Source organism: Lysobacter auxotrophicus, assembly GCF_027924565.1.
Lineage (GTDB): Bacteria > Pseudomonadota > Gammaproteobacteria > Xanthomonadales > Xanthomonadaceae > Lysobacter_J > Lysobacter_J auxotrophicus.
This window is the reverse complement of sequence record NZ_AP027041.1, coordinates 2,003,048-2,024,293: the sequence shown is the minus strand read 5'-3', so window position 1 is coordinate 2,024,293 and position 21,246 is coordinate 2,003,048. Positions and strand designations below refer to the sequence as shown.

Here is a 21,246-nt window from a genome sequence, read left to right as displayed (position 1 = left end):
GGCGATCGGCATCGCCGACCGCCACCGCATCAGCGGCTGATCAGGCTCGCGATCTGCCCGAGCAGCCCGGTCATGTCCACGGGCTTGGACACGTGCGCGTCGAAGCCGACGGCGTGGACGCTCGCGACGTCCAGGTCGCGCGCGTAGGCGGTGACGGCCAGCGCGGGCGTGCGCTGGTTGGGGCCGGCCTGGGCGCGGATGCGGCGCATCAGTTCGATGCCGTCCATGCCCGGCAGCCCGACATCGGACACGATCAGGTCGAAGGTTTCCGCGGCCAGCAGCACCTGCGCGAGTTCCGCCGAACCGGCTTCGCGCACCTTGGCGCCGTGTTCTTCCAGCGTCAGTTTCATCAGGCGGCGCGCTTCGGTGTCGTCTTCCACCAGCAGCACGCGCTGCGAGGCCATGACGCCCAGATCGCTCGCCGGCATGCGGCCGGGCTCGGCGAGGGGCAGCCGCACCGTGAACGCCGCACCGCGACCCGGCCCGGGACTTTCGCCACTCACTTCGCCACCGTGCAGCATCACGATGTCGCGCACGATCGCCAAACCCAGGCCAAGGCCGCCGGACTTGGTCGTGCGTGCGCTCGAAGCCTGCCGGAACCGTTCGAACAGCGAGGTCGCATCCTCGGGCTCGAACCCGATGCCGGTGTCCGACACCGTGAGCCGCAGGCCGTCCGCATCGCCGTGCAACTGCACGGCCACGCGGCTGCCGGGTTCGGAAAACTTGATCGCGTTGCTCAGCAGGTTCCACACGACCTGGTGCAGTCGCGCCGGGTCGCCGAGCATCGGCGCCTCCGGGGACAGTTCGACGTCGAACGTGATCTGCCGGCCCTGCGCGAGCTCGTCGGCGGAGGCGAGCGCATCGCGCACGACCGCGCTGAAGTCCATGGGCGTACGCACGATGTCGAGCTTGCCGGCGCTGGCACGCGACGCATCCAGCAGGTCGCCGAGCAGGCGCGCCTGCAGCTGCGCGCTGCGCTCGATGGTGGCCAGGCCCTGCTCCAGCAGCGGCAGCGCGTCGGGGCGGCGCAGCATCGCCGACCACATGGAAATGGTGTTCAGCGGATTGCGCAGTTCGTGCGACACCAGCGCGAGGAACGCGTCCTTCGCCTGGTAGGCGGACTCGGCTTCCGAACGCGCGGAACGCTCGCGCGAGAGCAACCGCTCGCGTTCGGTGGCGAAGTTGTGTTCCAGCGTGCGATCGGACAGCACGACCACCAGGCCGTCGTCCTCCACGCGCGCCACGCGCCATTCGACGAAGCGCGGCGAAGGGGTTTCGTCGTCGAGCATCGTCGTGCCCGACAGCACGTGTTCGCCGCCGACCACGCGGATGAAGGCATCGCGCAGGAACAGCGGCAGCGCCTGCGGCGCATCGGCCAGTCCGGGCAGGTAGGCGCGGAATCCGTCGTTGCTGCGCATCAGCCGGCCGGCGAGGTCGAACACGCCGATCGGCACCGGCGCGCTGTCGATCACCGATTCCAGCTGCAGCCGCAGGCCCTGCTGCGCGCGTTCGGCCTTGCGTGCGCGCACCAGCGCGTTGATGGTCGCCACCAGCACGTCGGCGCCGACCGGATGGGTCAGGTACGCGTCGGCGCCGGCATCCAGGCCGCTGACCTTGTCGGCGTCCTGCATGTGCTGCGCGCTCAGGTGCAGCACGGGCACCGACAGCGTCGCGGGGTCTTCGCGCAGCTTGCGGCAGACCTCGAAGCCGTCCATGTCGGGCAGGTTGACGTCGAGCACCACGGCGTCGCACGCGGCGGCGAGCTGCAGCGCTTCCTCGCCGGTCGTTGCCTCGATCACCTTCAGGCCGTGCGCGGTCAGCATGCGGCGCGTGGCGTAGCGCGTGGCATTGGTGTCGTCCACCAGCAGGACGGGACGCTCGAGCGCGGTGGCGATGACCATCAACTTGCGACCTCCTGCGTCGCTTCAGGCGGACGTTGGATGGGCAGGATCACCGAGAACGTCGACCCCTCCCCCACCTTGCTGCGCACCTCGACCCGGCCGCCTAGCAGCTCCGCGAAGCGCCGGCACACCGAAAGCCCCAGCCCGGTGCCGCGCCATGCCGGGGTCCGCAGCGAGCGCACCTGGGTGAACTCGTCGAACAGGTGCGGCAGGTCGCTTTCGGCGATGCCGATGCCGGTGTCCGTCACCGACAGGCGCACGTGATTTTCGGGCTCGGGCCGTGCCGAAATCGTGACGGCCCCCTGCTGGGTGAACTTGAGCGCGTTGGAAATGAAGTTGCGCAGGATCTGCGCGACCTTCTGGTTGTCGGAGAACAGCGGCGGCACGCCGACGGGTTCCTCGAACACGACGTCCACCGCGTCGGAGGTCATGATCGGCTTGAACATGCCGCGCAGCGCGGCGAACAGGTCGATCAGCTCGAACCAGTCGGAGGAAATGGTGATCTTGCCGGCCTCGACCTTCGCCAGGTCCAGCAGGTCGTCGACCATCTCGCTCATTTCCTGCGAGGACGCCTGGATGAAGGCGACCTGCTTTTCCTGTTCTTCCGACAGCGGGCCGTCGTAACGCTCCAGCAGCAGCCGCGCCATGCTCTGGATCGAGACCAGCGGCGTGCGGAATTCGTGGCTCATGTACGACAGGAAGCGGCTCTTCAGCTCCGAGACCTGGCGCAGCTCCTCGGCCTTGTCGTCGAGCTCGGCGTACAGGGCCAGCACGCCCTGGTTGGTCTCGGCCAGTTCCTCGCGCAGCAGCTCGATCTCACGCTGCGCGGCTTGAAGATCCTGTTCGGGGCCGGTCATCGGTCAACTCCGGATGGCTACGATGGTGGCGTCGTCCCGGCCACGATAGCAATCGCGGAACAGGACGCCGCACACCACCTGCGGGTGGCGCGTGCGCAGGCCGGGGTAGCGCTCCAGCGACCAGCGCGTGGACAGCCCGTCGGTGTGCAGGATCGACAGGCTGCGCTCGCCGCCGGGCACGCGCGTCTCGCGCACGGACGGGAACGCCCCGCCGACGGTGCCGTTCTGGCTGACCAGCGTCTGCACGTCGTCGCGGCGGTCGATCACGCATTGCAGGTTGCCGACCGAGGCGAAGTCGAACGAGGCGTCGGTGTCGTTGCGACGCAGGACCGCGGCCGCGCTGCCGCGCGTGCTGCGGCTGGCCTCGTGGGCGCGCGCGAGCAACTGTGCGGGCGAGCCGCGCAGCTCGCGCAGCCCGACGGTCGCCGCCGAGGCCGCATGCGCCAGCGGGCCGTGCCCGAGGCCATCGGCCATCACCAGCGACCAGCCGGCGACGTCGGCCACCAGCGTCCACTGATCGCCGCTGAGGAGTTCGCCGCGAAGCGGGATCGCGAGCGAGCCGTATTCCACCGGCGTCGCGGCCTTGCCCACGCGGGCGAAGATCACGCTGCCGGCCGCGTCGGAGTACGCATCGAACAGCGACGCCAGCCGCCGCAGCGCGCCCAGGCCGGAGCCGGAGGTCTGCGAGGTGGAGAAGCCGTCGGCGAAACAGCGCTGCAGGTCCATGCCGGGGCCGTGGTCGACGGAGACCACGTCGATCGCCCGGTCGCCCTTCCCCTGCGCCGGCGTTGCACGGACGAACAGCCGCCCGCGGCGCGCGTGCTTGTGCAGGTTGGTGGCCAGTTCGACCGCGGCGAGGCTCGCCTTCGCCGCGAGGTCTTCCGCGATGCCCGCCTCCTCGCACACCAGCGCGACCTGGCGTCGCGCGGCGCCGACCTGGGTCGCATCGTCCACCTCGGTGTGACGCCACGAACCGCTGTCGCGGATCACTTCCATCGGGTGATGGTGACGCGGGTACCCGCGCCGGGCGCACTGTCGATGGCGAAGTCCTGCACGAGGCGCTTCGCGCCCGACAGTCCCAGGCCCAGGCCGTTGCCGGAGGTCCAGCGATCGGTCATCGCCAGCTCCAGGTCCGGGATGCCCGGCCCTTCGTCGGCGAAGGTCAGCGTGAGCACGCGACGGGCGCCGTCGGCGCCTGCCGACCAGCGCATCTCGCCACCGCCGCCGTAGATCAGCGTGTTGCGCGCGAGTTCGCTGGCGGCCGTGACCATCTTGGTCTGGTCCACCAGCGAGAAGCCCTGCTCCACGCACCACTTACGCACCGCCTGCCGCGCGGACACGATGTCCTGTTCGCTGCGCAGGGGCATCACGCCCGTGTCGGCCATGGCTCAGTCCTCGAGCCGGGAACGCGCGAGCAGCGCCATTCCCTTCTCGACGTTCAGCGCGGTGCGCACGCCTGGCATGGCCACGCCCAGCTCCACCAGCGTGATCGCCACCGCCGGGCGCATGCCGACTACGACGGTCTCGGCATCGAGCACCTTGGACATCGACGAGGTATCGGCGATGAGGCGGCCGATGAAGGAGTCGACCATCTCCAGCGCGGAGATGTCGATCAGCACGCCCTTCGCGCCGACGCGCTGGATCTGCGTGGTCAGGTCGTTCTGCAGCTGCATCGCGACCTGGTCGTGCAGGTCCACCTGGATCGTGACGAGCAGGACGTCCCCCATGCGGAGGATGGGGATCCTGTCCATGTCAGTTCGTGCTCCCGGCCGCGTCGCTGGTGCGCACGCCCGTGCGCTTGAGCGCCAGCGCCAGCGCATCGGCCAGGTTCGCCTTGGTGGTCACTTCGCCCAGATCCACGCCCAGGTGGACGATGGTCTGCGCGATCTGCGGGCGCACGCCGCTGATGATGCAGTCCGCGCCCATCAGGCGGATCGCCGTGACGGTCTTGATCAGGTGCTGCGCGACAAGCGTGTCGACCGTCGGCACGCCGGTGATGTCGATGATCGCGATGGCCGCTTCGGTCTCGGCGATGCGCGTGAGCAGCGTCTCCATCATGATCTGCGTGCGGTTGCTGTCGAGCGTGCCGATGATCGGCAGCGCGAGCACGTCCTTCCACAGCTTCACCACGGGCGTGGAAAGTTCCAGCAGTTCGTGCTGCTGGCGCTCGATCACGGCTTCGCGCATGCGCTGGAACGCGCCGACGGCGCGCAGGCCCAGGCGGTCGACCAGCTCGGTGGCCTGCCACGACAACGCCGCCAGCTGGCCGGCGTCATTGGAGAAGCGTTCCTGGATGCGCTGGAACAGCGGGCGCTTGAGGGAGAAGACGAACGTCGCCGTCTCTTCGGAACTGAAACCCTGCTCGACGCGGTCGCGTGCGAACTCGTCGAAGAAGCGGTCCAGCACGGCGAAGTCGACCGACTCGATCGTTCCGTCGCGCGATGCGCCCAGCGCCTGGACGAGCAGCTCGCTCATCTCGTCGGCGCGCTTCATCAGTTCGCCTTGGGTGACGCGTCCTGCCAGATTGCCCGAACTGCGTTGCAGTTCCTGCACCCAGCCCGCCCGGATCGCCGCCTTGTCGGCGACGAAAAGCTCATGCAGATCCATGGATGGCATGCCCCTGAGAAAAGATCCCGGACGATACCACAGCGCATGCACGCGCCATTTACGGGATCCGGCCGGGCTTCGTCACGCCGCGCTCACGCGCGATGTCGGCTGCGTACCCATGGGGCGAGCGCCCGCAGCCACGTAGGCCGGGACGACAACGCGAACGCGACGACGAGCGCCGAAGCCGCCAGCGTCATCACCCACACCAGCGACGCCATCGACGCGTGATCCACCGCCAGGCACAGCAGCAATGCGGCGAACAGGCTCGACGCGCCGAGGCATCGCAATACGCGCGCGGTGCGCGACGACAGCGCCTCGCCCCACGCCTGCTGCGCGTGCACCGGCATCGACAGCGCAAGCCATCCCATGCCGGCGATGCCCGCGACGAACGCGGCCAGCAAGAGGCCGGCCGACAGCGTGGCCTCAGACATGGGCGGCCTCCGGTTCGACGCGCGGCTGCGTCGCGGCGGCACGACTGGAAAGCCTGCTTGCGGCGACGACCGCGACCGTGGCGCCGAAGAGCAGGAACAGATCCACGCCCGCGACCGGCCAGTAGCCCGCCGGCAACGTCTTCAGCAGGTGGTCGCCGGTGGTGATCCAGTTCAACGCGACGGCGGCCACGGCTAGTACGGCGATCGCCCAGCATTGCTCGCGCCAGGCAGGATTCGCCCGGCCCTGCGCGACCGGCGCGCTGCGCAGCCCGGCGTGCACCAGCGCGAGCGCCCAGGTTCCCCAGAACGCATAGCGTTCGAAATCGCCGCGACCGGGAAGCGCTTCGGGCAGCAGGCGGTTCGCCACGAGGATGCCCAGCGCCGCCAGCACCATGCCGGTGACGGTGGTCACGGCGAGCGCGTCGACGATGCGCGCGCCCTGGCTGCCCTGCTGCGCGTGTTGGCGCTTGCGTTTCTCGACGAAGAACACGAAGCCGGTGGCGATGCACACCGCACCGGCGAGCCCGCCGAGCACGTACAACCAGCGCAGCAGCCAGTGGCGGAAATGCTGCAGGTGCAGGCCCGTCAGAAACTCGTTCGTGCGGCCGAGCGCGGTCGCCGGCGGATCCTCGCGGATCAGTTCGCCCGTCGATGCCTTGAAGTGGATGCCGTCGCCGACCAGCGCGATGCGATCGGTGCCGGCGCGATACACGCTGACGTAGCCGTTCGCATCCCCGACGTGCTGCAGCACGAGGAAGCCGACATCGCCCGCCTTGTCCTTCGCCTTCCAGCGGCGCTGCGCCTGCGCGACCATCTCATCGACCGAGGCCAGGCCCGCCGCGACGCCGGCGCGTTCGTGCGGCAGCCCGGTTTCCATCGCCTCGACCTTTGCGTGCATCTCGTGCAGGTCGTGCAACTGCGTGTGGCCGACCGGGAAGTAGTACGTGCCGGCGAAGATCACCAGGCCGGTGAACGCGAAGAAGAAATGGAACGGCAGCGCCACCACGCCGGTGAGGTTGTGCAGGTCGAGCACGCTGCGCAGGCGCGCCTTGTCGGGGCGGAAGGTGAAGAACTCGCGGAAGATCCTGCGGTGCATCACCACGCCGCTGACCAGCGCGGCCAGCATCACCAGCGCGGAGAATCCGACGATCCACAAGCCCAGGTTCTTCCAGTCCAGCGTCAGGCTGTAATGCATCGGATAGAAGAACTCGCTGCCGAGCTTGAGCTGGTCGTTCGGCAGCACGCGGCCATCGCGCGGATCGATCGTGGCGTAGGCCCAGATCGCCTCTTCCGGATCCTTCGCGCCCGGCACTTGGAAGCCGCTGTACAGCGCCAGCACCGGATCGCGATGCGTCGTGTAGGCGCTCCAGCTCATCACCGTGTCGAAGCGCTTCGGCATCGGCCCGTCCACGCGCGGACGCATGGCGTCCACGGCGTCGGGCGTGGGCTGCATGCGTTCGAACGCGGGGCGGATGACGTTCTCGAACGACGGCATCGGCTGCGGGTGCAAGCGCGTGGCGGGAATCGACCAGCGGTCGATCTCGCGATCGAACACCGACAAGGCGCCGAAGAAGAACGCCGCCATCAGCACGAAGCCGAGCACCAGGCCGAACCAGGTGTGCAGCCACGCCATCGATTGCCGGAAACTGTTGAGCATGGCGATTCCTCCTCAGACCAGCGCCGACTGCACGAGCGAAGCCGCGCCGGTCATCAGCGCGCCGCCGGCGAGCAGCACCGACCACACCACCGCGAGCCGCCGCGCCGCGATCGCCCACAAAAACACCGCCAGGTACGCGAGCAGGCCCGCCACGGCGCCGGCGAACTCGGCGTCGTGGAAGTCCAGTTCGAGCGCGAACAGCACCGCGGTGGTCAGCGCCACCACGCCCCAGGCGAAGGCGTAACCGCCGAGCACGGCGGCGGCGACGCGCGATGCGACACGCAGCCGCGGCGCGGTGATGAATGACGATGCGGTGGTCGTGGACATGGCGGGGTGACCTCGTTGCCTGGCGGGTCCGTCGGGCTGGCGGTCAGAACCGCCAGTTCAGGCTCAGCATGTAGTTCGCCGGCGCGCCGTAGAAGCCGCTGTAGCGAAGCGTGTTGATGTACTTCTCGTCGGTGAGGTTGTTGACGTTCAGGCGCAGCGTCGCGTTGGGCACGAAGTCCCACGCCACGAAGCCGTTGAGCACGGCGTAGCTGCCCTGGCGCACGGTGAAGCCGTTGCTTTCCACGTTCGAGATCTCGCTCTGCCAGCGGCCGCCCAGGCCGTACGACAGCGCCGTGTAGCCCGGCAGGCGCGCCATCACCATCAGGTTGGCGGTGCGGCGCGGCACCCAGTTGTAGGTGTCGTCGCCGTCCTGGCCGGTGAGCTTCAGCGCCGTGGCGCCGAAGACGAGGTCCACGGTCTCCGACACCTTGCCGGTGACCTCGAACTCCACGCCTTTGGATTCGACGTCGACGCCCGTGTAGTAGTACTGGCCGTTCTGGTTGTAGCCGGCGCCGGTGGCGAGGTTGTCCTGCCTGGCCTGGAACACGGCGAACGTCGTCAGCAGGCGCTTGTCGAGCCAGTCGGCCTTGACGCCCAGTTCGTAGTTCGTGCCCTTGGTGGGATCGAGGTAACGGCCGTCGGCGTCGGACTGGCTCTGCGGATGGTAGATGTCCGAATAGCTCACGTAGCCGAGCACGTGTTCGTTGAAGTCGTAGGTCAGGCCGGCGTAGGGACTGGTGTGGCTTTCGGTCTGGTCGAACACGACGCCGTAGTTCACGCCCTCGCGGTGGTACTCGGCGAAATTGAAACCAAGCACCGCCTTGAAGCGATCGGTCAGTGCCAGTCGCGTCGCGCCGAACGCGCGCTTGAGGCGCTGGTCGAGCACGCTGTAGACCGAGCGGTCGCCCCACACCGGCTCGGGGACCACGTCCCCGCCCCACGGGAAGGCCGGCATCGGGATGTAGCCGAACATGCCGTTGTCGTAGATGTCGGCGTCGAACTCGCGGTTCTCCGCCTCGCTCTTCGCCCAGCCGATGCCGAGCACCGCCTCGTGTTCGCGGCCCCACATCGGGAAGCGGCCGTTGAGCGTTGCGGTGCCCAGGTGCGAGGTCATTTCGTCGTCGCCGCGCCAGGCGTACCCGTACAGGCCGAGGTTCGTGCCGGGCTCCAGGCCCGTGGCGGCGTAATCGGTCGCGTAGAACAGCTTGTCGGCGTTCTCGGTGTTGCGGTAGTCGTACGACAGCTTGAGCTGCCAGTCCGGGCCGAACTGGTGCGCGTACTCGACGAACGCGTTCTGGTGGGTGGTGTCCCAGAAGGTCCAGTCCTGCGTGGTCGATGCGCTGCGCGGCCATTGCGCCTGGGTGCCGTCGCTGTACATGAAGGCGAGCGCGCCCCACATGTTGCCGTCGGTCTGGGCCTTCTGCCACGAGTAGCCGAAGGTCAGCGTGCCGTTGTCGCCGATCTGGCCGTCGACCACGCCGTAAAGGAAATCGCGCTCGTCCTGCTTGTCGCGCAGCCAGGAATCGCCTTCCTGGTGCGCGCCGACGAAACGCCCCGCCCAGCGGCCGTCGGCGGTGAACGGCGTGGAGTAATCGACCTCCGCGCGCACCGTATCCCACGAGCCGTAGCTCACGCCGAGCGAGCCCTGCGCATCGTTGGTCGGACGCTTGCGCACGTAGTTGATCGTGCCGGCCGCGTTGCCCACGCCGGTGAGCAGGCCGTTCGCGCCGCGGATGACTTCCAGCTTCTCGTAGCCGGCCATGTCCATGGCGCCGGTCACGATGCCCCAGTCGTTGGGCAGGCCGACGCCGTCCACCTGCGTGTTCTCGATGTCGAAACCGCGCGAGGTGAACGTGGTGCGGTTGGTTTCCCACTCGTCCACCTGGATGCCGGTGGCCATGCGCAGCGCGTCGTTGAGGCTGGTGGTGCCGAAGGCCTGCATCTGCGTGCTGTCGATGATGCTGATCGACTGCGGGGTGTCCTTGATGGTCAGGTCTAGGTTGGTCGCGCCGTTGCTGACGCGCTCGGCGCGCTGGGCGACGACGAGGACCGCGTCGAGGTCGGTCGCGCTGGCGTCGTCGGCCGCGAACGCGCCGCCGCTGCTGCCCAGCAGCGCGAGGAACACCGCGAGTCCGAGGCGGTTGGGCGAGACGAACGGGCGGCGGGAATCGAAACGGGTCGTGCGAACGGAGCCGATGGCGTGCATGTGGGGTGTCTGGATGCGGACGGAATGAGCGGGTTTCGCCTGCTCCGTCGCGCTGCGTGCGGCCCGGAAAGCGGGCCTGCGCGCAAGTCCGGGAAGGCCCCTGCCTGTTCATAATTAAATGCGAATAATTCTCATTTTGCAAGAAGGCGTGTGCACTCCTGTCCGACGCATGCGCATTTCGGCAACGCTCCGCCCTCGCCGCGATGCACGGCATCGCGATCGGCCATCCCGGATCAGCAGTCATCCGATGCGTGCGGATGATCCGCACGTCAGGCGCGCGCTACATCTGCCCCCACTGCCCGCTGCGCTTCATCGCGCCCCACTGGTGCTTGCGGCGCGACATCCATTGCCACATGCCCCGGCATCGCCACAGCGTGTTGAGCTGCCGGTAACCGAAGTTCTCCAGCACCGCCATCGCGAACAGCGACAGCATGTCGCGGCTGCGGTTGTAGACGCGGAACGACAGCGTCTCCAGCAGCAATCCGTTGACCGACAGCAGGATCCCCATCCCGAGCGCGACGGCGATGAACACGGTGAACGCCACCGGCGACACCCAGCCCATCGCGAAGCCCACGATCATGAAGACGTAGCCGCTCAGTTCGATCAGCGGCCCGACCCACTCGAACAGCGCCATGAACGGCCACGCGAGCCAGCCCGCCGCGCCGGCGCGCAAGCCGAAGCGCCATGGCGGATGGAACATCAGGCTTTCGGCGAGCCCGCGCTGCCAGCGCGAACGCTGGCGGCCGAGCGTCCCGAGGTCTTCCGGCGCTTCGGTCCAGCAGATCGGATCGGGCAGGTACCGGATGCGGTACGCGATGCGCTTGCGCCTATGCCAGCGATGCAGTCGCACGACCAGCTCCATGTCCTCGCCGACCGTGTCGGTGCGGTACCCGCCGACGGCTTCCACGCGCGCGCGGTCGAACAGGCCGAACGCGCCGGAGATGATCAGCACGCCATTGAGCGGCGACCAGCCCAGTCGCCCGAACAGGAACGCGCGCAGGTATTCGATGATCTGCATGCGCACCAGCAGGCTGCGCGGCAGGCCGGATTTCACCAGGAACCCGCCGCGCACTTCCGACCCGTTGGCGATGCGCACGGTGCCGCCCGCGGCGACGGTGCGCTCGTCCTCGATGAAGGGCTGCACGATGCGCAGCAGGCTGTCGCGCTGCAGGATCGAATCGGCATCGACCGCGCAGAACAGCGCGTTGCGCGCGACGTTGATGCCGACGTTGAGCGCGTCGGCCTTGCCGCCGTTCTCCTTGTCGATCACGCGCAGGTTGCCGTAGCGCAGCGAGCGGTACACGCCGCGGATCGGCTTGTGCGGGACCGCGCGTCGCACGACTTCCGGGTGCGGCACCAGCTCGAATTCCTCGATGAGCACCTCCAGCGTGCGGTCCTTCGAGCCGTCGTTGATGACCACCACTTCGAAGTCCGGGTACTGCAGTTGCAGCATCGAACGCACCGAGGTGCGGATGGTCGCCTCCTCGTTGTAGCCGGGCACGAGCAGCGAGATCGCCGGCTCGATGCCGAGGTACGGCGCGTCCGTGCCGTACTCCGCGCGCTGGCGCATGTAGCTGCGCAGGCTGAGCATCGACAGCACGTTGAGCGCCAGGTACCCGCCGTTGAGCAGCACGAAGTAACCGATGAAGAACAGCTGCACCCCAAAGAGGATGTCCGCGGTCACGCGCGCCCTCCCCGCATGCCGCGCTCGGCGCGTGCGCGTTCCAGCGCTTCGCGCCCGTAGCGGTCGTCCACGCGCGGCAGCAGCGACAGCAGCGCGGCATCGTCCATGCGCGGCAGCGCGGCGAGCGTGTCCGCCGCCTGCCGGCGCACCCACCAGCTGCGATCCGACAGCGCAGCGAGCAGCACGTCCACGTCGGAAAGATCGGCCGACGTGCGAAGCGCCTGCGCTGCTGCAAGGCGCACGGCGGGATCTTCGTCGTGCAGCGAGCGGACGATCAGCGGCTTGTCGCGCGGGTCGCCGAGTTCGCCCAATGCCTTCAGCGCCGACTGGCGATTGCGCGCGTCGGTGTCGCGCAGCGCACGCTCCCGGGCCCATGGCGCGGCGCGCGCGGGATCGGCGAACGCGAGCAGCGGCGCGAGCCGGCTCAATGCACCGGCGTCGGCGCGTTCGAGCGATTGAAGCAGCGTGTCGGTGACCGCGTCGCGCCCGGCCTGCCGGCACAGCGCGACCAGACGCTGGCCGCCCCAGTGCTCGCCTTCCAGCGCGATGGGCAGCACCGTGCGCGTGCCGCGCGCGGGATCCATCGCGATCAACGCCTGCGCCGCGGCGAAGGCGACGAACGGATTACGGCCGCGTGCCAGCGGTTCGACCGCGTCCCAGTGCGCGGGATCGCCGAGATGGCGCAGCGTTTCCAGTGCGACGAGGCGATTGCGCACGCCGGGGAACCGCAGCAGGCGCAGCGCGTAACCGTCGAGCGCGTTGCCGAGCAGCAGGCGGTTCAGGCGCGCGGTCGATTCGCCGCGCAGCTTGCGCTGCAGCTTGTTCCACAGCATCAGCCACCACAGGCGCCTGCGTCCGTGCGGCGGCGGAAGGTCGCAGGGCGCATCGGTGTCCAGGCTCGCGCGCGCCATGTGCGGGCGCCATTGGTGATCGAACGCCTCGCGCTCCCGCCGCTGGCGCGTGGCGAGCGTCGACAGCACCAGCACCTGCAGCAGCACGAGCACGGTCACCGCCGCCAGCAGCGAGGCGATCAGGCTGGCCAGTCGCAACAGCGGATCGACGGGTAGCCAGCCGGTCCACTCCATCCGCCTTCCCTCCTTAGAAGCGCCGTTCCAGGCCGATGCCGATGCCGCGCCGCGTGTACAGGTCGCCCTGGTCGATCACGCCCACGTTCCACAGCCACGACCAGCGCTGCGCGAACACGTGGCGGCCGAACAGCAGCGCGCCGCTCACGTCGCTGGCGACGACGCCGGACTCGACGATCGCGGCTTCCCGGCCGAAGACGAGCTGCACGCCGACCTCGCTGCCGTCGCCGTACGCGCGCGCGAGGCGCACGTCGTGGCCGGGCGAATGCGTGTCGCGCAGGCGCGTGAGGTTGAACGTGTACGCCGCGCGCCAGGCGCTCCAGTAGCGCTCCACGCTCACCGCGAGCCGGTCCACGCGCGTGTCGGGGTAATCGCTGGTGCGAAGGCTCGCGCTGCCGATCCAGCCGTGCGTGAAGGTGTGCTGCACGCGCAGGTCAGCGTAGTAGCGCGGGAGGAAATCGGCATCCGGCACGACGCCGACTTCGGGCTGCAGCAGCCAGGTCTCGCCCATCGGCACCAGCAGGCCTGCTTCGATCCCGGCATCGTCCAGCGCGAAACGGCGGTCGCCGGTGAGCGCCGCATAGCCGCCCAACGCGCCGCGCTGCGTGCGCGATGCGTCGAGTCGCACGCCGGTCCAATCGTCGTACGCACCATCCAGCCAGTCGTGGCGCGCGGAGAACGACACGGTGCGCCGCCGCTCGACCGTCTGCACGACGGCCGGCCGCGGCGCGTCGGTCGGCGATGGCATCAGCGGATCGGGCGCCGCCGCCGGCGCCTGCGCGGCGCGTGCCTGCGCCAGCGCGGTGCCGATGTCGGCGTAAGTGGGAGCCAGTCGCTGCGCGCGCGTCAGCACGTCGATGGCCTCGGCCTGACGCCCCGCCCAGGTGAGCGCCTGTCCGTACCCGAGCAGAAAGTCGGCGTTGTCGGGTTCGCGCGCGAGCAGGCGTTCGTACAGCGGCAACGCGCGCGCCGGCTCGCCGTTCCATGCATGCGTGCGCGCGAGCAGGAACGTGGCATCCGCATCGTCGGGTGCGATCTGCAGGCGTTGTTCGAGCACGCGCGTGGCGGCGGCGTAATCGCGGACGTCGACCAGTGCCTGCGCCTGCGCCACCGTCTGCGCGTGCGCTGCGCCGGCGGTCGCCGCCAACACCAGCATCGAAAGGCGCACCGCCGTGCGCAGCGTCACAACGACCGCCTCAACAGGCGACGGATGCGGGCCAGCAGTTCCTCGGGCTGGAAGGGCTTGGTGACGTAGTCGTCGGCGCCGATCTCCAGCGCCCGCACGATGTCGGCCTCGCGCGCCTTGGCCGTCAGCATCAGCACCGGGACCGAGGTCCACTGCGCCTGCGCGCGCAGGCGTTCGACCAATTCCAGGCCGTCGCGGAACGGCAGCATGAAGTCCATCAGCACCAGGTCGGGCACCGCGCCGGTCTGGATGCGCTCCAGCCCGGCCCGACCGTCCGCGAGGTGTTCGACCGTGAATCCGTTGCGTTCGAGCAGGTAGCGGACGATCAGGGCGATGTCTTCCTCGTCCTCGATCATCAGCACGTGTGCGGAGGGGCTCATCCGGTCTCCTCTTGCTGCGCGTCGCCGGCCGGCCAGTGACGCAGGGTCTCCAGGATCAGGGTCGCAAGGTCGCGGGCATGGTGGCGTGATTTGACCAGCCTGCGCAGTACGGCCCGGCTCTCGGCCAGGCCCCCGTCCTGTGCGGAAAAAATGATCACCGGCGTGGGCGGGCGTGCCTGTGCGAGTTCGGCCAGCAGCTCCGAACCGTCGCCGTCGGGCAGCATCAGGTCGAGGATCACCAGATCGTGCCGGCGCTGGCCCAACTGCTCGCGCGCCTGCGCCAGCGAGCCGGCGGCGTGCAGGTCCACGCCGTGGCCGTCGAGCAGGTTGCGCAGCAGCTCGCGGACGTCCTCGTCGTCCTCCACGTGCAGCACGTCGAAGCGCCGCGACGGATCGCGCAGCGTCGATCGCACCGTATCGGCCACCAGCTCCGGATCCAGCGGCTTGCCGAGCCAGTCGACCACGCCGACCGCACCGCCGCGCAGGCCGTCGCTGTCGACCGACGGCGGCCGGATCCCCAGCAGCAGCACCGGGAGCGAGCGGAATCGCGGCTGCGATCGCAGTTCGCGCAGCACGCCGCGCGCCGAGGTGCCGGCCGAGGCGAGGTCGATCGCCAGCGCCTTCGCATTCGGCGATTCGAGCAGGCCCCGCGCCTGCGCGATGTCGGTCGCGATGAGCGTGCGGTAGCCGCGCTCGCCGAGCACGCGGCCGAGTTCGTCCGCCATCGCCGCCTCGTCCTGCAGCAGCACGACGTAGGGCGTCAGATCGTCGGCGACCTCGTCGTGCGCGGCATCGTTCAGGCGCATCGCCTCGGGCAGCCAGACGAAGAAGCGCGTGCCCTCGCCCGTCACGGTGTCGAAGCCGATGCGTCCGGCCATCTTCTCCACCAGCGACTGGGTGATCGCCAGGCCGAGGCCGGAGCCGCCGCGACGGCGCACGTCGGACGCGTCGGCCTGCGCGAAGCGCTCGAACACGCGTGGGCGGAAACTCTCCGGGATGCCCTCGCCGTGGTCCTGCACGTCCACCTGCAGCCCGCCCTCGCGCCGCGTGACCGACACCTCGACCGTGCCGCCGGCATGCGAATGCTTGATCGCGTTCGACAGCAGGTTCGCCATCACCTGCGCGAAGCGGTCCACGTCGACCTCCACCACGCCGTCGTCGCCGGGACGGAACTCGACGGCGACTTCGAACTCGCGCGCGTAGGCCGCGATCTGGTCCACCGACTGCGCCACCAGCGCACGCAGCGGCAGCCGGTGCGACTGCAGGGGCAGCCCGCCCCACTGCAGTTTCTCGATGTCGAGGATGTCGTTGATCAGCCGCACGAGGCGCTCGGTGTTCTTGTGCGCGATCTCCAGCAGCGGCCGCAGCGAATCCGGCAGCTCGGTACCCGCCCCGCCGACGACCAGCCCGAGCGCGCCGCGGATCGAGGTCAGCGGCGTGCGCAGTTCGTGGCTGATGGTCGAGATGAACTCGTCCTTCATGCGTTCCATGCGCTGCTGCGCGGACACGTCGACCACCACGGTGAGCACCTGGCGCTGGCCGTCGGAACGCACCAGCGGGCGCTTGAGCACCTGCATCCAGCGCTCGCGATCGCGCGCATCCACGATGCGCACGCGGTCCGCGCGCCATTCGTCCTCGCCCTGCAGCAACGCGTCGTCGGCATGCAGCAGCGGCTCGATGATGCGGTGGCCCGCGAGGTCCGAGGGCCGGCGCCCCTCGACCTGCGAGGGCGTGAGGTCCATGGTCGCTGCGAACGCGATGTTGCACAGCGTGAAGCGGCCGCCCGCGCTGCGCACGCAGACCAGGCTTTCGTCGGCGTCGACGATCGCGCGCAGGAAATCGTGCTGGTCGCGCAGCGCACGCTCCTGGACGATGAACTCGGTGACTTCGCGCACGATCGCCAGGTGGCCGTCGTCGATCGCCACCAGCCGCGCTTCGAAGATCTGGCCGCTGGCTTCCTGCGCGGTGAGCGTGCGCACGGCCGTGTCGCTGCGCACGTCGGGCAGCGCATTGCGGATGGCGATGAGCAGCGCCGGCGGCAGCGTCGCGCCGTAGTCGCTGGACAGCAGGCGCGGGTTGCCCTGCGCGTCGAACTGCCAGAGCAGGTCGGGGATGGCTTCCAGGATCGCGCGTTGCCGCGACTCGCCCGCGCGCGCGAGCCGCAGCGCCTGCCGACGCTGGGTGACGCTGCGATGCACCGACACCAGCGCCGCGACCAGCAGCGCAAGCGCGACCGCCGTGCCCCACATGGTCCATTGCCGGAACGCCGCGACGCGGCGCTCGACGGCCCGGCCTTCCAGGTAGAGGCGTTCGCGCTCGGCGGCTTCCAGCTCGCCCAGCAGCGCACGGACGCGATCCATCGCCTCCTTGCCGCCGGCCTGCGCGACGCTCTGCGTTGCCGCTTCCAGGCCGTCGTGGCGTCGCAGTTCAACGTTGACCTCGGCCAGCCGCACGCGTTCGTCGATCGCGCGGTCGGCGCGCGCCCACCACGCGCTGTTGCGCTGGTTGCCGATGAGTTGCCGCAGCCGCGAGCGTTCGAGCGCCAGCCGGCGGGTGCCTTCGCGATACGGCTCCAGGAACGATTCCGTGCCGGTGATCACATAACCGCGCATGCCGGTCTCGACGTCCTGCAACGCCGACAGCGTGTCCTGCAGCACAGTGAGCACTTCAGCGCTGCGCGCGAAGGCCTGGTTGGATCGCAGCAGGTCTTCCTGCGTGCGCCGCGCCTGCGCCAGCAGCAGCAGGATCACCAGCAGCGCGAGCCCGAAACCGATGTTGTGTACGCGAATCCTTGGCTTTCCCACGCCCGGGTTTCCTGGATCGCCGGCGCACGTTCGCCCGGCGCTGCGATCCTGCCATGAATGCGATACCGCGCCGGTGAAGGCGCACCGCACCACGCATGCTGGGCGATGCGATGCGCCGCCTGCCGGTTAGAGGTCGACCTTGGCGACCTTGTCGGCGTAGTCCTTCTTGGGGTCGCGGCCCATCAGGATCTTCAGGCCGGCCACGAGGCTGTGCTCGTTCAACCAGATCTCCGCTTCGTCGGGGACGAAGCGCAGCAGGATGAGCTTCGGGTCGTCCTTGCCGTCCGGGTACCACGCGGCGATGAAGGGATTCCACAGGCGGTCGATCACTTCGCGGTCGAGCACCGTCTGCACGGTTCCGCTCAGCGTGGCGAACAGGTCGTGCCCCTTCGACGAGAACGCGCCGAACGCGGCCGTCGGCGCGGCGGCCTGCTGCGCGAGGACGTTGTCGGTGGCGGTGAAGAACCACACGACGCCGGGCGTCTGCTTGTCCAGCAGTGCGGTCATCGGCCGCGAATGCCCCGCGGTGTCGCCGACCAGGCCCAGCATGATCGTGCGGTCCGATTCCAGGTGATCCCACAGTTTCGCTTCGAACTGGCGCTCATCCATCGTGCGGTCTCCGAGTCGGGTTGCGTGATCCCCACGCTAACCAAGCCGCGGTGCCGAACCGGTGAATGCGCGCCGCGAGGCCGCGTCTACCCGCTGCAGCCGCCGCAGCACACCGACGGCAGGCGCTGGATGTCGTGCGCGGTCAGCTCGCACCCCGCGCCGCGCAGCGTCGTCAGCAAGGTCACGATGTCGAAGGCGCCCGCCACGCGCAGCGCGTCGCCATCGGTGTCGACCAGCGCGGCCGGGTCCACGTCGCGGAGGGCTTCATCGATCCGCTGCAGATCGGCATGGCCCAGATCGACGGTCACGTTGAATTCCATGCGGTACTCCTGCGTTGCATGAAGAAAGGGGCCGCCCGGCGTGCAGGCGGCCCCGGGACGCGTTACCTGGTGACGACCAGCTTGCCCTTCATGAGCATCGAATGGCCGGGGAAGCTGCAGAAGAAGGTGTAGTCGCCGCCGGCGGTGAGCTTCTTGCCGGGGAAGGTGACCTTGGTTTTCTGTCCACCGCCGACCAGCGTGGTGGCGGCGATCACGCGCGCATCGGCCTTGTTGACGTAGTTGCCGGCGACGCCCGCCTTGATGCCCTCGCGCGCCACCGCGTCCATGTCCTTGGTCGCGGCGATGACGACGTTGTGGCCCATCGCGGCGGCCGGCATCTTCCCGGTGTGGGTCAGCTCGACGGTGATGGTCGGGCACGCGGCGGACACCGTGGCTTCCTTCAGGTCGAACTTCATCGCGTCGTCGCCCTTGAGCGCGACGGTGCAGTTTCCGGCGGCCTGGGCGAAGCCGGCGGCGCCGAGCAGGCCGGCGATGAGGAGCGAACGGGTGAGGATCTTCATGGTGACTCCTGAGTGGAACGTGTGGTTGGAAAGACGGGAAGGTTCAACGCGCGGCACCCGTCGCGCCGGACAGGTGCTCGCGCACCGCCGCGACGAACCGCGCATCGGGTTGCAGGCCGGTCACCTCGCTGCGCGCGACGATGCGGCCGTCGCGGTCGAGCAGGATCAGGACGCTGGTGTGGTTGAAGGTGCCGTCGGGCTGCGCGCGATAGCGGATGTTCAGCGCCGCGGCGAGCGTGCGGACGTCGGCGTCGTCGGGGCGCAGCAGGCGCCAGTGGCCAGCATCGAGGCGATGCGCCTGCGCCACTTCCTGCAACGCCGCGGGCGTGTCGCGCGCCGGGTCGATGCTGATGACGGCGAATTCGAGCGCGTCGCGTTGCGCCGGTTCCAGCCGGGCCTGCAGCGCCTTGCCGCTGGCGATGATCAGCGGACACATCAGGTGGCAGTTGGCGTAGAACATCGACACGATGGTCGGCCGTCCACGCAGGGCGTTCCATTCGAGCGGACGTCCCTGCTGGTCCACGGCATGCGCCTGGACCTGGTAGACCGAGTCGCCGGGAAGCGGCGCGTCGTTCGCCATCGCGGGCAGGCTCATGGCGAGCATCAGCGCGACGACGTGGAGCGGTTTGATCAGTCGTTTCATGGTGAACTCCGTGCACAACGGAAGCCCAGGTTGCCGAGCGTGCTGCGCGGTTCCATCGCCGACAGCAGCGCGACCCGCTTGAGGATGGCGTAGTCGTCGCGATTGGCGAACGACAGGCCGGTGGCACCGCAGAACTGCAGGCGATCGCCGTCGTCCGAGCCGCGCTTGTCGGCATCGCCCAGCAGCGTCGCGTAGTCGCCGACCCATTCCCACGCCGCGCCGTGCAGGCCGTGCACGCCGTAGGCGTTGGCGATGGCGCCGGGGCGTGCGTCCATCGCGCGCGGCGTGCCGTCGTCGAAGGTGCGTGCGCGCCAGGCGGAATCGCTGCGTGCATCGCGTCGGGTGGCGTCGGCGGCGGCCACGTATTCCCACTCGCTCCAGTCGGGCAGTCGCGCGTGGATCGACTTGCAATACGCATCGGCGGCGAACCAGCTGACGTGCGTGACAGGCGCGTTCGCGTCGACGGCATCGCCGGCGCGGTCGGCATCGGCCCAGTTCGCGAGGTACGCCGAATCGGCGAGCAGCATCGGCGCGTTGCCGCGCTTCCACTGCGGGTGCGCCTGCACGAACCGTTCGAACTCGCGCACCGTGACCGCACGCGTCGAGAGTTCGAATGTCGCGATCCGCCGCGCTCCGTCGTCGCCTTCGTAGCGCACGGTGGAGCGGATTTCGCCGGCGGGTATGGCGACGAATGCGACCGGTTCCGCCGCTGGCGCTGCTGGCGCGGGAGCCGCCAGCAGCGCGCCTTCGAGCAGGGCAGCCGCGATGATGGACGTGGCGAACATGGCGACTGCCCTCCTCCCGACCGGACCGCGTCCGGCCTCAGTGACCGGCCTTCGCCGGCGCCGCGTATTCGGCTTCGGACTGCTGGCCGCTGTAGATCGACGGGTTCTTCTCGCCGTCCACCTTGAGGATGCCCAGCGTGCCCTTGTGGAACGTGCGGAAGATGCTGTGGTCCACCAGCACGAAGTTGCCCGGCACGTCGGCCTTGAACTCGACGATCGCCGAACCGCCGGCGGGCACGAGCGTGGTCTGCACGTTCTCCTGGTACTTCGAACCGCCCTCGGTGTAGACCTTGTCGAAGATCTCGCCGATCACGTGGAAGCTGGACACCAGGTTCGGGCCGCCATTGCCGACGTACATGCGGATGGTCTCGCCCGCCTTCGCCGTCAACGCGTTGTCGCCGGTCAGCGCGCCTTCCGAACCGTTGAACACCACGTAGGTCGGATGCTCGTCGATGGCCTTTTCCAGGCTGAAGGGCTGCAGGCCCGGATCGCCGTGCTTGCCTTCGGTGTAGAAGTCGCCCTGCATCACGTAGAACTCCTTGTCCACCTTCGGCAGGCCCTCGGGCGGCTCGACCAGGATCAGGCCGTACATGCCGTTGGCGATATGCATGCCCACCGGCGGCATCGCGCAGTGGTAGACGTACAGGCCGGGATTGAGCGCCTTGAAGGTGAACTTCGTCTTGTGGCCCGGCAGCGTGAACGTCGCCTCGGCGCCGCCGCCCTGCCCGCTCACCGCATGCAGGTCGATGTTGTGCGGCATGTGCGAGTCGTGCGCGTTCTTGAGCGTGAACTCCACCGTGTCGCCCTGGCGCACGCGGATGAAGCTGCCCGGCACGCTGCCGCCGAAGGTCCAGAAGTTGTAGGTCACGCCATCGGCCAGGCGCATGTCCTTCTCGATGACTTCCAGGTCCACGACGACCTTCGCCGGCTTGTTGCGGTTGGTCGGCGGCGGCACCAGCGGCGGTGCGGTCAGCACGGCCTGGATGGTGTCGAGCTGCGGGGCGTCGTTGTGGTTGGCGGCCAGCGCCGCCGGTGCGCCGATGCCGAGCGCGCATACCAGTGCGTAATGCAGCACCTTCCCCTTTTGCGTTGCACGAATCATGGGTTGCTTGCCTTGCGAATGGCCTTTCGGCCGTTGCGTGCACATTGCGCTACGCCACCGCACGGTCGCCTTGATGTAAGTCAAGCCGCACTTGTCCCTGTTCATCGGCTTTCGCGCCATTTGATCCGGATCATTTTTGAA

21 protein-coding genes are annotated in these 21,246 nt (G+C 69.1%); all 21 read right to left on the bottom strand.

All coding sequences use genetic code 11. The annotated features are described in order from the left end of the window. Positions 1-29 precede the first annotated feature (29 nt). A complete protein-coding gene (locus tag LA521A_RS08990; protein WP_281781952.1) occupies positions 30-1,901 on the bottom strand; it encodes a hybrid sensor histidine kinase/response regulator in 1,872 nt (623 codons plus the stop codon). Beyond that, positions 1,901-2,758 carry a sensor histidine kinase gene (locus LA521A_RS08985; protein ID WP_281781951.1) on the bottom strand — a complete coding sequence of 286 codons (858 nt, stop codon included), beginning with the start codon at positions 2,756-2,758 and terminating at the stop codon, positions 1,901-1,903. Before LA521A_RS08985 ends, LA521A_RS08990 begins: the two co-directional genes overlap by 1 nt. A gap of 3 nt (positions 2,759-2,761) precedes the next feature. Then, positions 2,762-3,754: an ATP-binding protein gene (locus tag LA521A_RS08980; protein ID WP_281781950.1), complete on the bottom strand. Its 993-nt coding sequence runs from the start codon at positions 3,752-3,754 to the stop codon at positions 2,762-2,764. Beyond that, positions 3,745-4,143 (bottom strand): ATP-binding protein, encoded by a 399-nt coding sequence (locus tag LA521A_RS08975; RefSeq protein ID WP_281781949.1) that lies wholly within the window; start codon positions 4,141-4,143, stop codon positions 3,745-3,747. Before LA521A_RS08975 ends, LA521A_RS08980 begins: the two co-directional genes overlap by 10 nt. 3 nt (positions 4,144-4,146) lie before the next feature. Continuing rightward, on the bottom strand, positions 4,147-4,509 hold the full coding sequence (locus tag LA521A_RS08970) for an STAS domain-containing protein (protein ID WP_281781948.1): 363 nt from the start codon (positions 4,507-4,509) through the stop codon (positions 4,147-4,149). A 1-nt stretch (position 4,510) separates the two neighbouring features. Then, positions 4,511-5,365: an STAS domain-containing protein gene (locus LA521A_RS08965; protein ID WP_281781947.1), complete on the bottom strand. Its 855-nt coding sequence runs from the start codon at positions 5,363-5,365 to the stop codon at positions 4,511-4,513. A 92-nt stretch (positions 5,366-5,457) separates the two neighbouring features. Further along, positions 5,458-5,796: a DUF3325 domain-containing protein gene (locus LA521A_RS08960; RefSeq protein WP_281781946.1), complete on the bottom strand. Its 339-nt coding sequence runs from the start codon at positions 5,794-5,796 to the stop codon at positions 5,458-5,460. Further along, entirely contained in the window at positions 5,789-7,453 is a 1,665-nt protein-coding gene (locus LA521A_RS08955) for a PepSY-associated TM helix domain-containing protein (protein WP_281781945.1), read from the bottom strand. The genes LA521A_RS08960 and LA521A_RS08955 overlap by 8 nt, the downstream gene beginning before the upstream one ends. A gap of 12 nt (positions 7,454-7,465) precedes the next feature. Continuing rightward, complete coding sequence (locus tag LA521A_RS08950; protein ID WP_281781944.1) at positions 7,466-7,780, bottom strand: iron uptake protein; 315 nt, start codon at positions 7,778-7,780, stop codon at positions 7,466-7,468. A gap of 43 nt (positions 7,781-7,823) precedes the next feature. After that, positions 7,824-9,986, bottom strand: coding sequence for a TonB-dependent siderophore receptor (locus LA521A_RS08945; RefSeq protein WP_281781943.1), 2,163 nt, complete (start codon positions 9,984-9,986; stop codon positions 7,824-7,826). A gap of 280 nt (positions 9,987-10,266) precedes the next feature. Then, a complete protein-coding gene (locus tag LA521A_RS08940; protein ID WP_281781942.1) occupies positions 10,267-11,670 on the bottom strand; it encodes a glycosyltransferase family 2 protein in 1,404 nt (467 codons plus the stop codon). Beyond that, positions 11,667-12,755 carry a HEAT repeat domain-containing protein gene (locus LA521A_RS08935; RefSeq protein ID WP_281781941.1) on the bottom strand — a complete coding sequence of 363 codons (1,089 nt, stop codon included), beginning with the start codon at positions 12,753-12,755 and terminating at the stop codon, positions 11,667-11,669. The genes LA521A_RS08940 and LA521A_RS08935 overlap by 4 nt, the downstream gene beginning before the upstream one ends. Positions 12,756-12,768: 13 nt before the next feature. Next, positions 12,769-13,941 carry a YaiO family outer membrane beta-barrel protein gene (locus tag LA521A_RS08930; protein ID WP_281781940.1) on the bottom strand — a complete coding sequence of 391 codons (1,173 nt, stop codon included), beginning with the start codon at positions 13,939-13,941 and terminating at the stop codon, positions 12,769-12,771. Next, a complete protein-coding gene (locus tag LA521A_RS08925) occupies positions 13,938-14,321 on the bottom strand; it encodes a response regulator transcription factor (protein ID WP_281781939.1) in 384 nt (127 codons plus the stop codon). The genes LA521A_RS08930 and LA521A_RS08925 overlap by 4 nt, the downstream gene beginning before the upstream one ends. Next, the gene (locus tag LA521A_RS08920; RefSeq protein ID WP_281781938.1) at positions 14,318-17,125 is read right to left on the bottom strand and encodes a CHASE3 domain-containing protein; all 2,808 of its coding nucleotides are present in this window, start codon (positions 17,123-17,125) and stop codon (positions 14,318-14,320) included. The genes LA521A_RS08925 and LA521A_RS08920 overlap by 4 nt, the downstream gene beginning before the upstream one ends. 126 nt (positions 17,126-17,251) lie before the next feature. Then, positions 17,252-17,734: a pyridoxamine 5'-phosphate oxidase family protein gene (locus LA521A_RS08915; protein ID WP_281781937.1), complete on the bottom strand. Its 483-nt coding sequence runs from the start codon at positions 17,732-17,734 to the stop codon at positions 17,252-17,254. An 86-nt stretch (positions 17,735-17,820) separates the two neighbouring features. Beyond that, entirely contained in the window at positions 17,821-18,054 is a 234-nt protein-coding gene (locus tag LA521A_RS08910) for a hypothetical protein (RefSeq protein ID WP_115842263.1), read from the bottom strand. 62 nt (positions 18,055-18,116) lie between these two features. After that, positions 18,117-18,575 carry an azurin gene (azu, locus tag LA521A_RS08905; RefSeq protein WP_281781936.1) on the bottom strand — a complete coding sequence of 153 codons (459 nt, stop codon included), beginning with the start codon at positions 18,573-18,575 and terminating at the stop codon, positions 18,117-18,119. Between the two features lie 43 nt (positions 18,576-18,618). After that, entirely contained in the window at positions 18,619-19,218 is a 600-nt protein-coding gene (locus LA521A_RS08900) for an SCO family protein (protein ID WP_281781935.1), read from the bottom strand. Continuing rightward, entirely contained in the window at positions 19,215-20,003 is a 789-nt protein-coding gene (locus tag LA521A_RS08895) for a formylglycine-generating enzyme family protein (RefSeq protein ID WP_281781934.1), read from the bottom strand. The genes LA521A_RS08900 and LA521A_RS08895 overlap by 4 nt, the downstream gene beginning before the upstream one ends. A 37-nt stretch (positions 20,004-20,040) precedes the next feature. Beyond that, positions 20,041-21,105, bottom strand: a complete 1,065-nt coding sequence (gene nirK, locus LA521A_RS08890) for a copper-containing nitrite reductase (RefSeq protein WP_281781933.1) — start codon at positions 21,103-21,105, stop codon at positions 20,041-20,043. Positions 21,106-21,246: the final 141 nt, after the last annotated feature.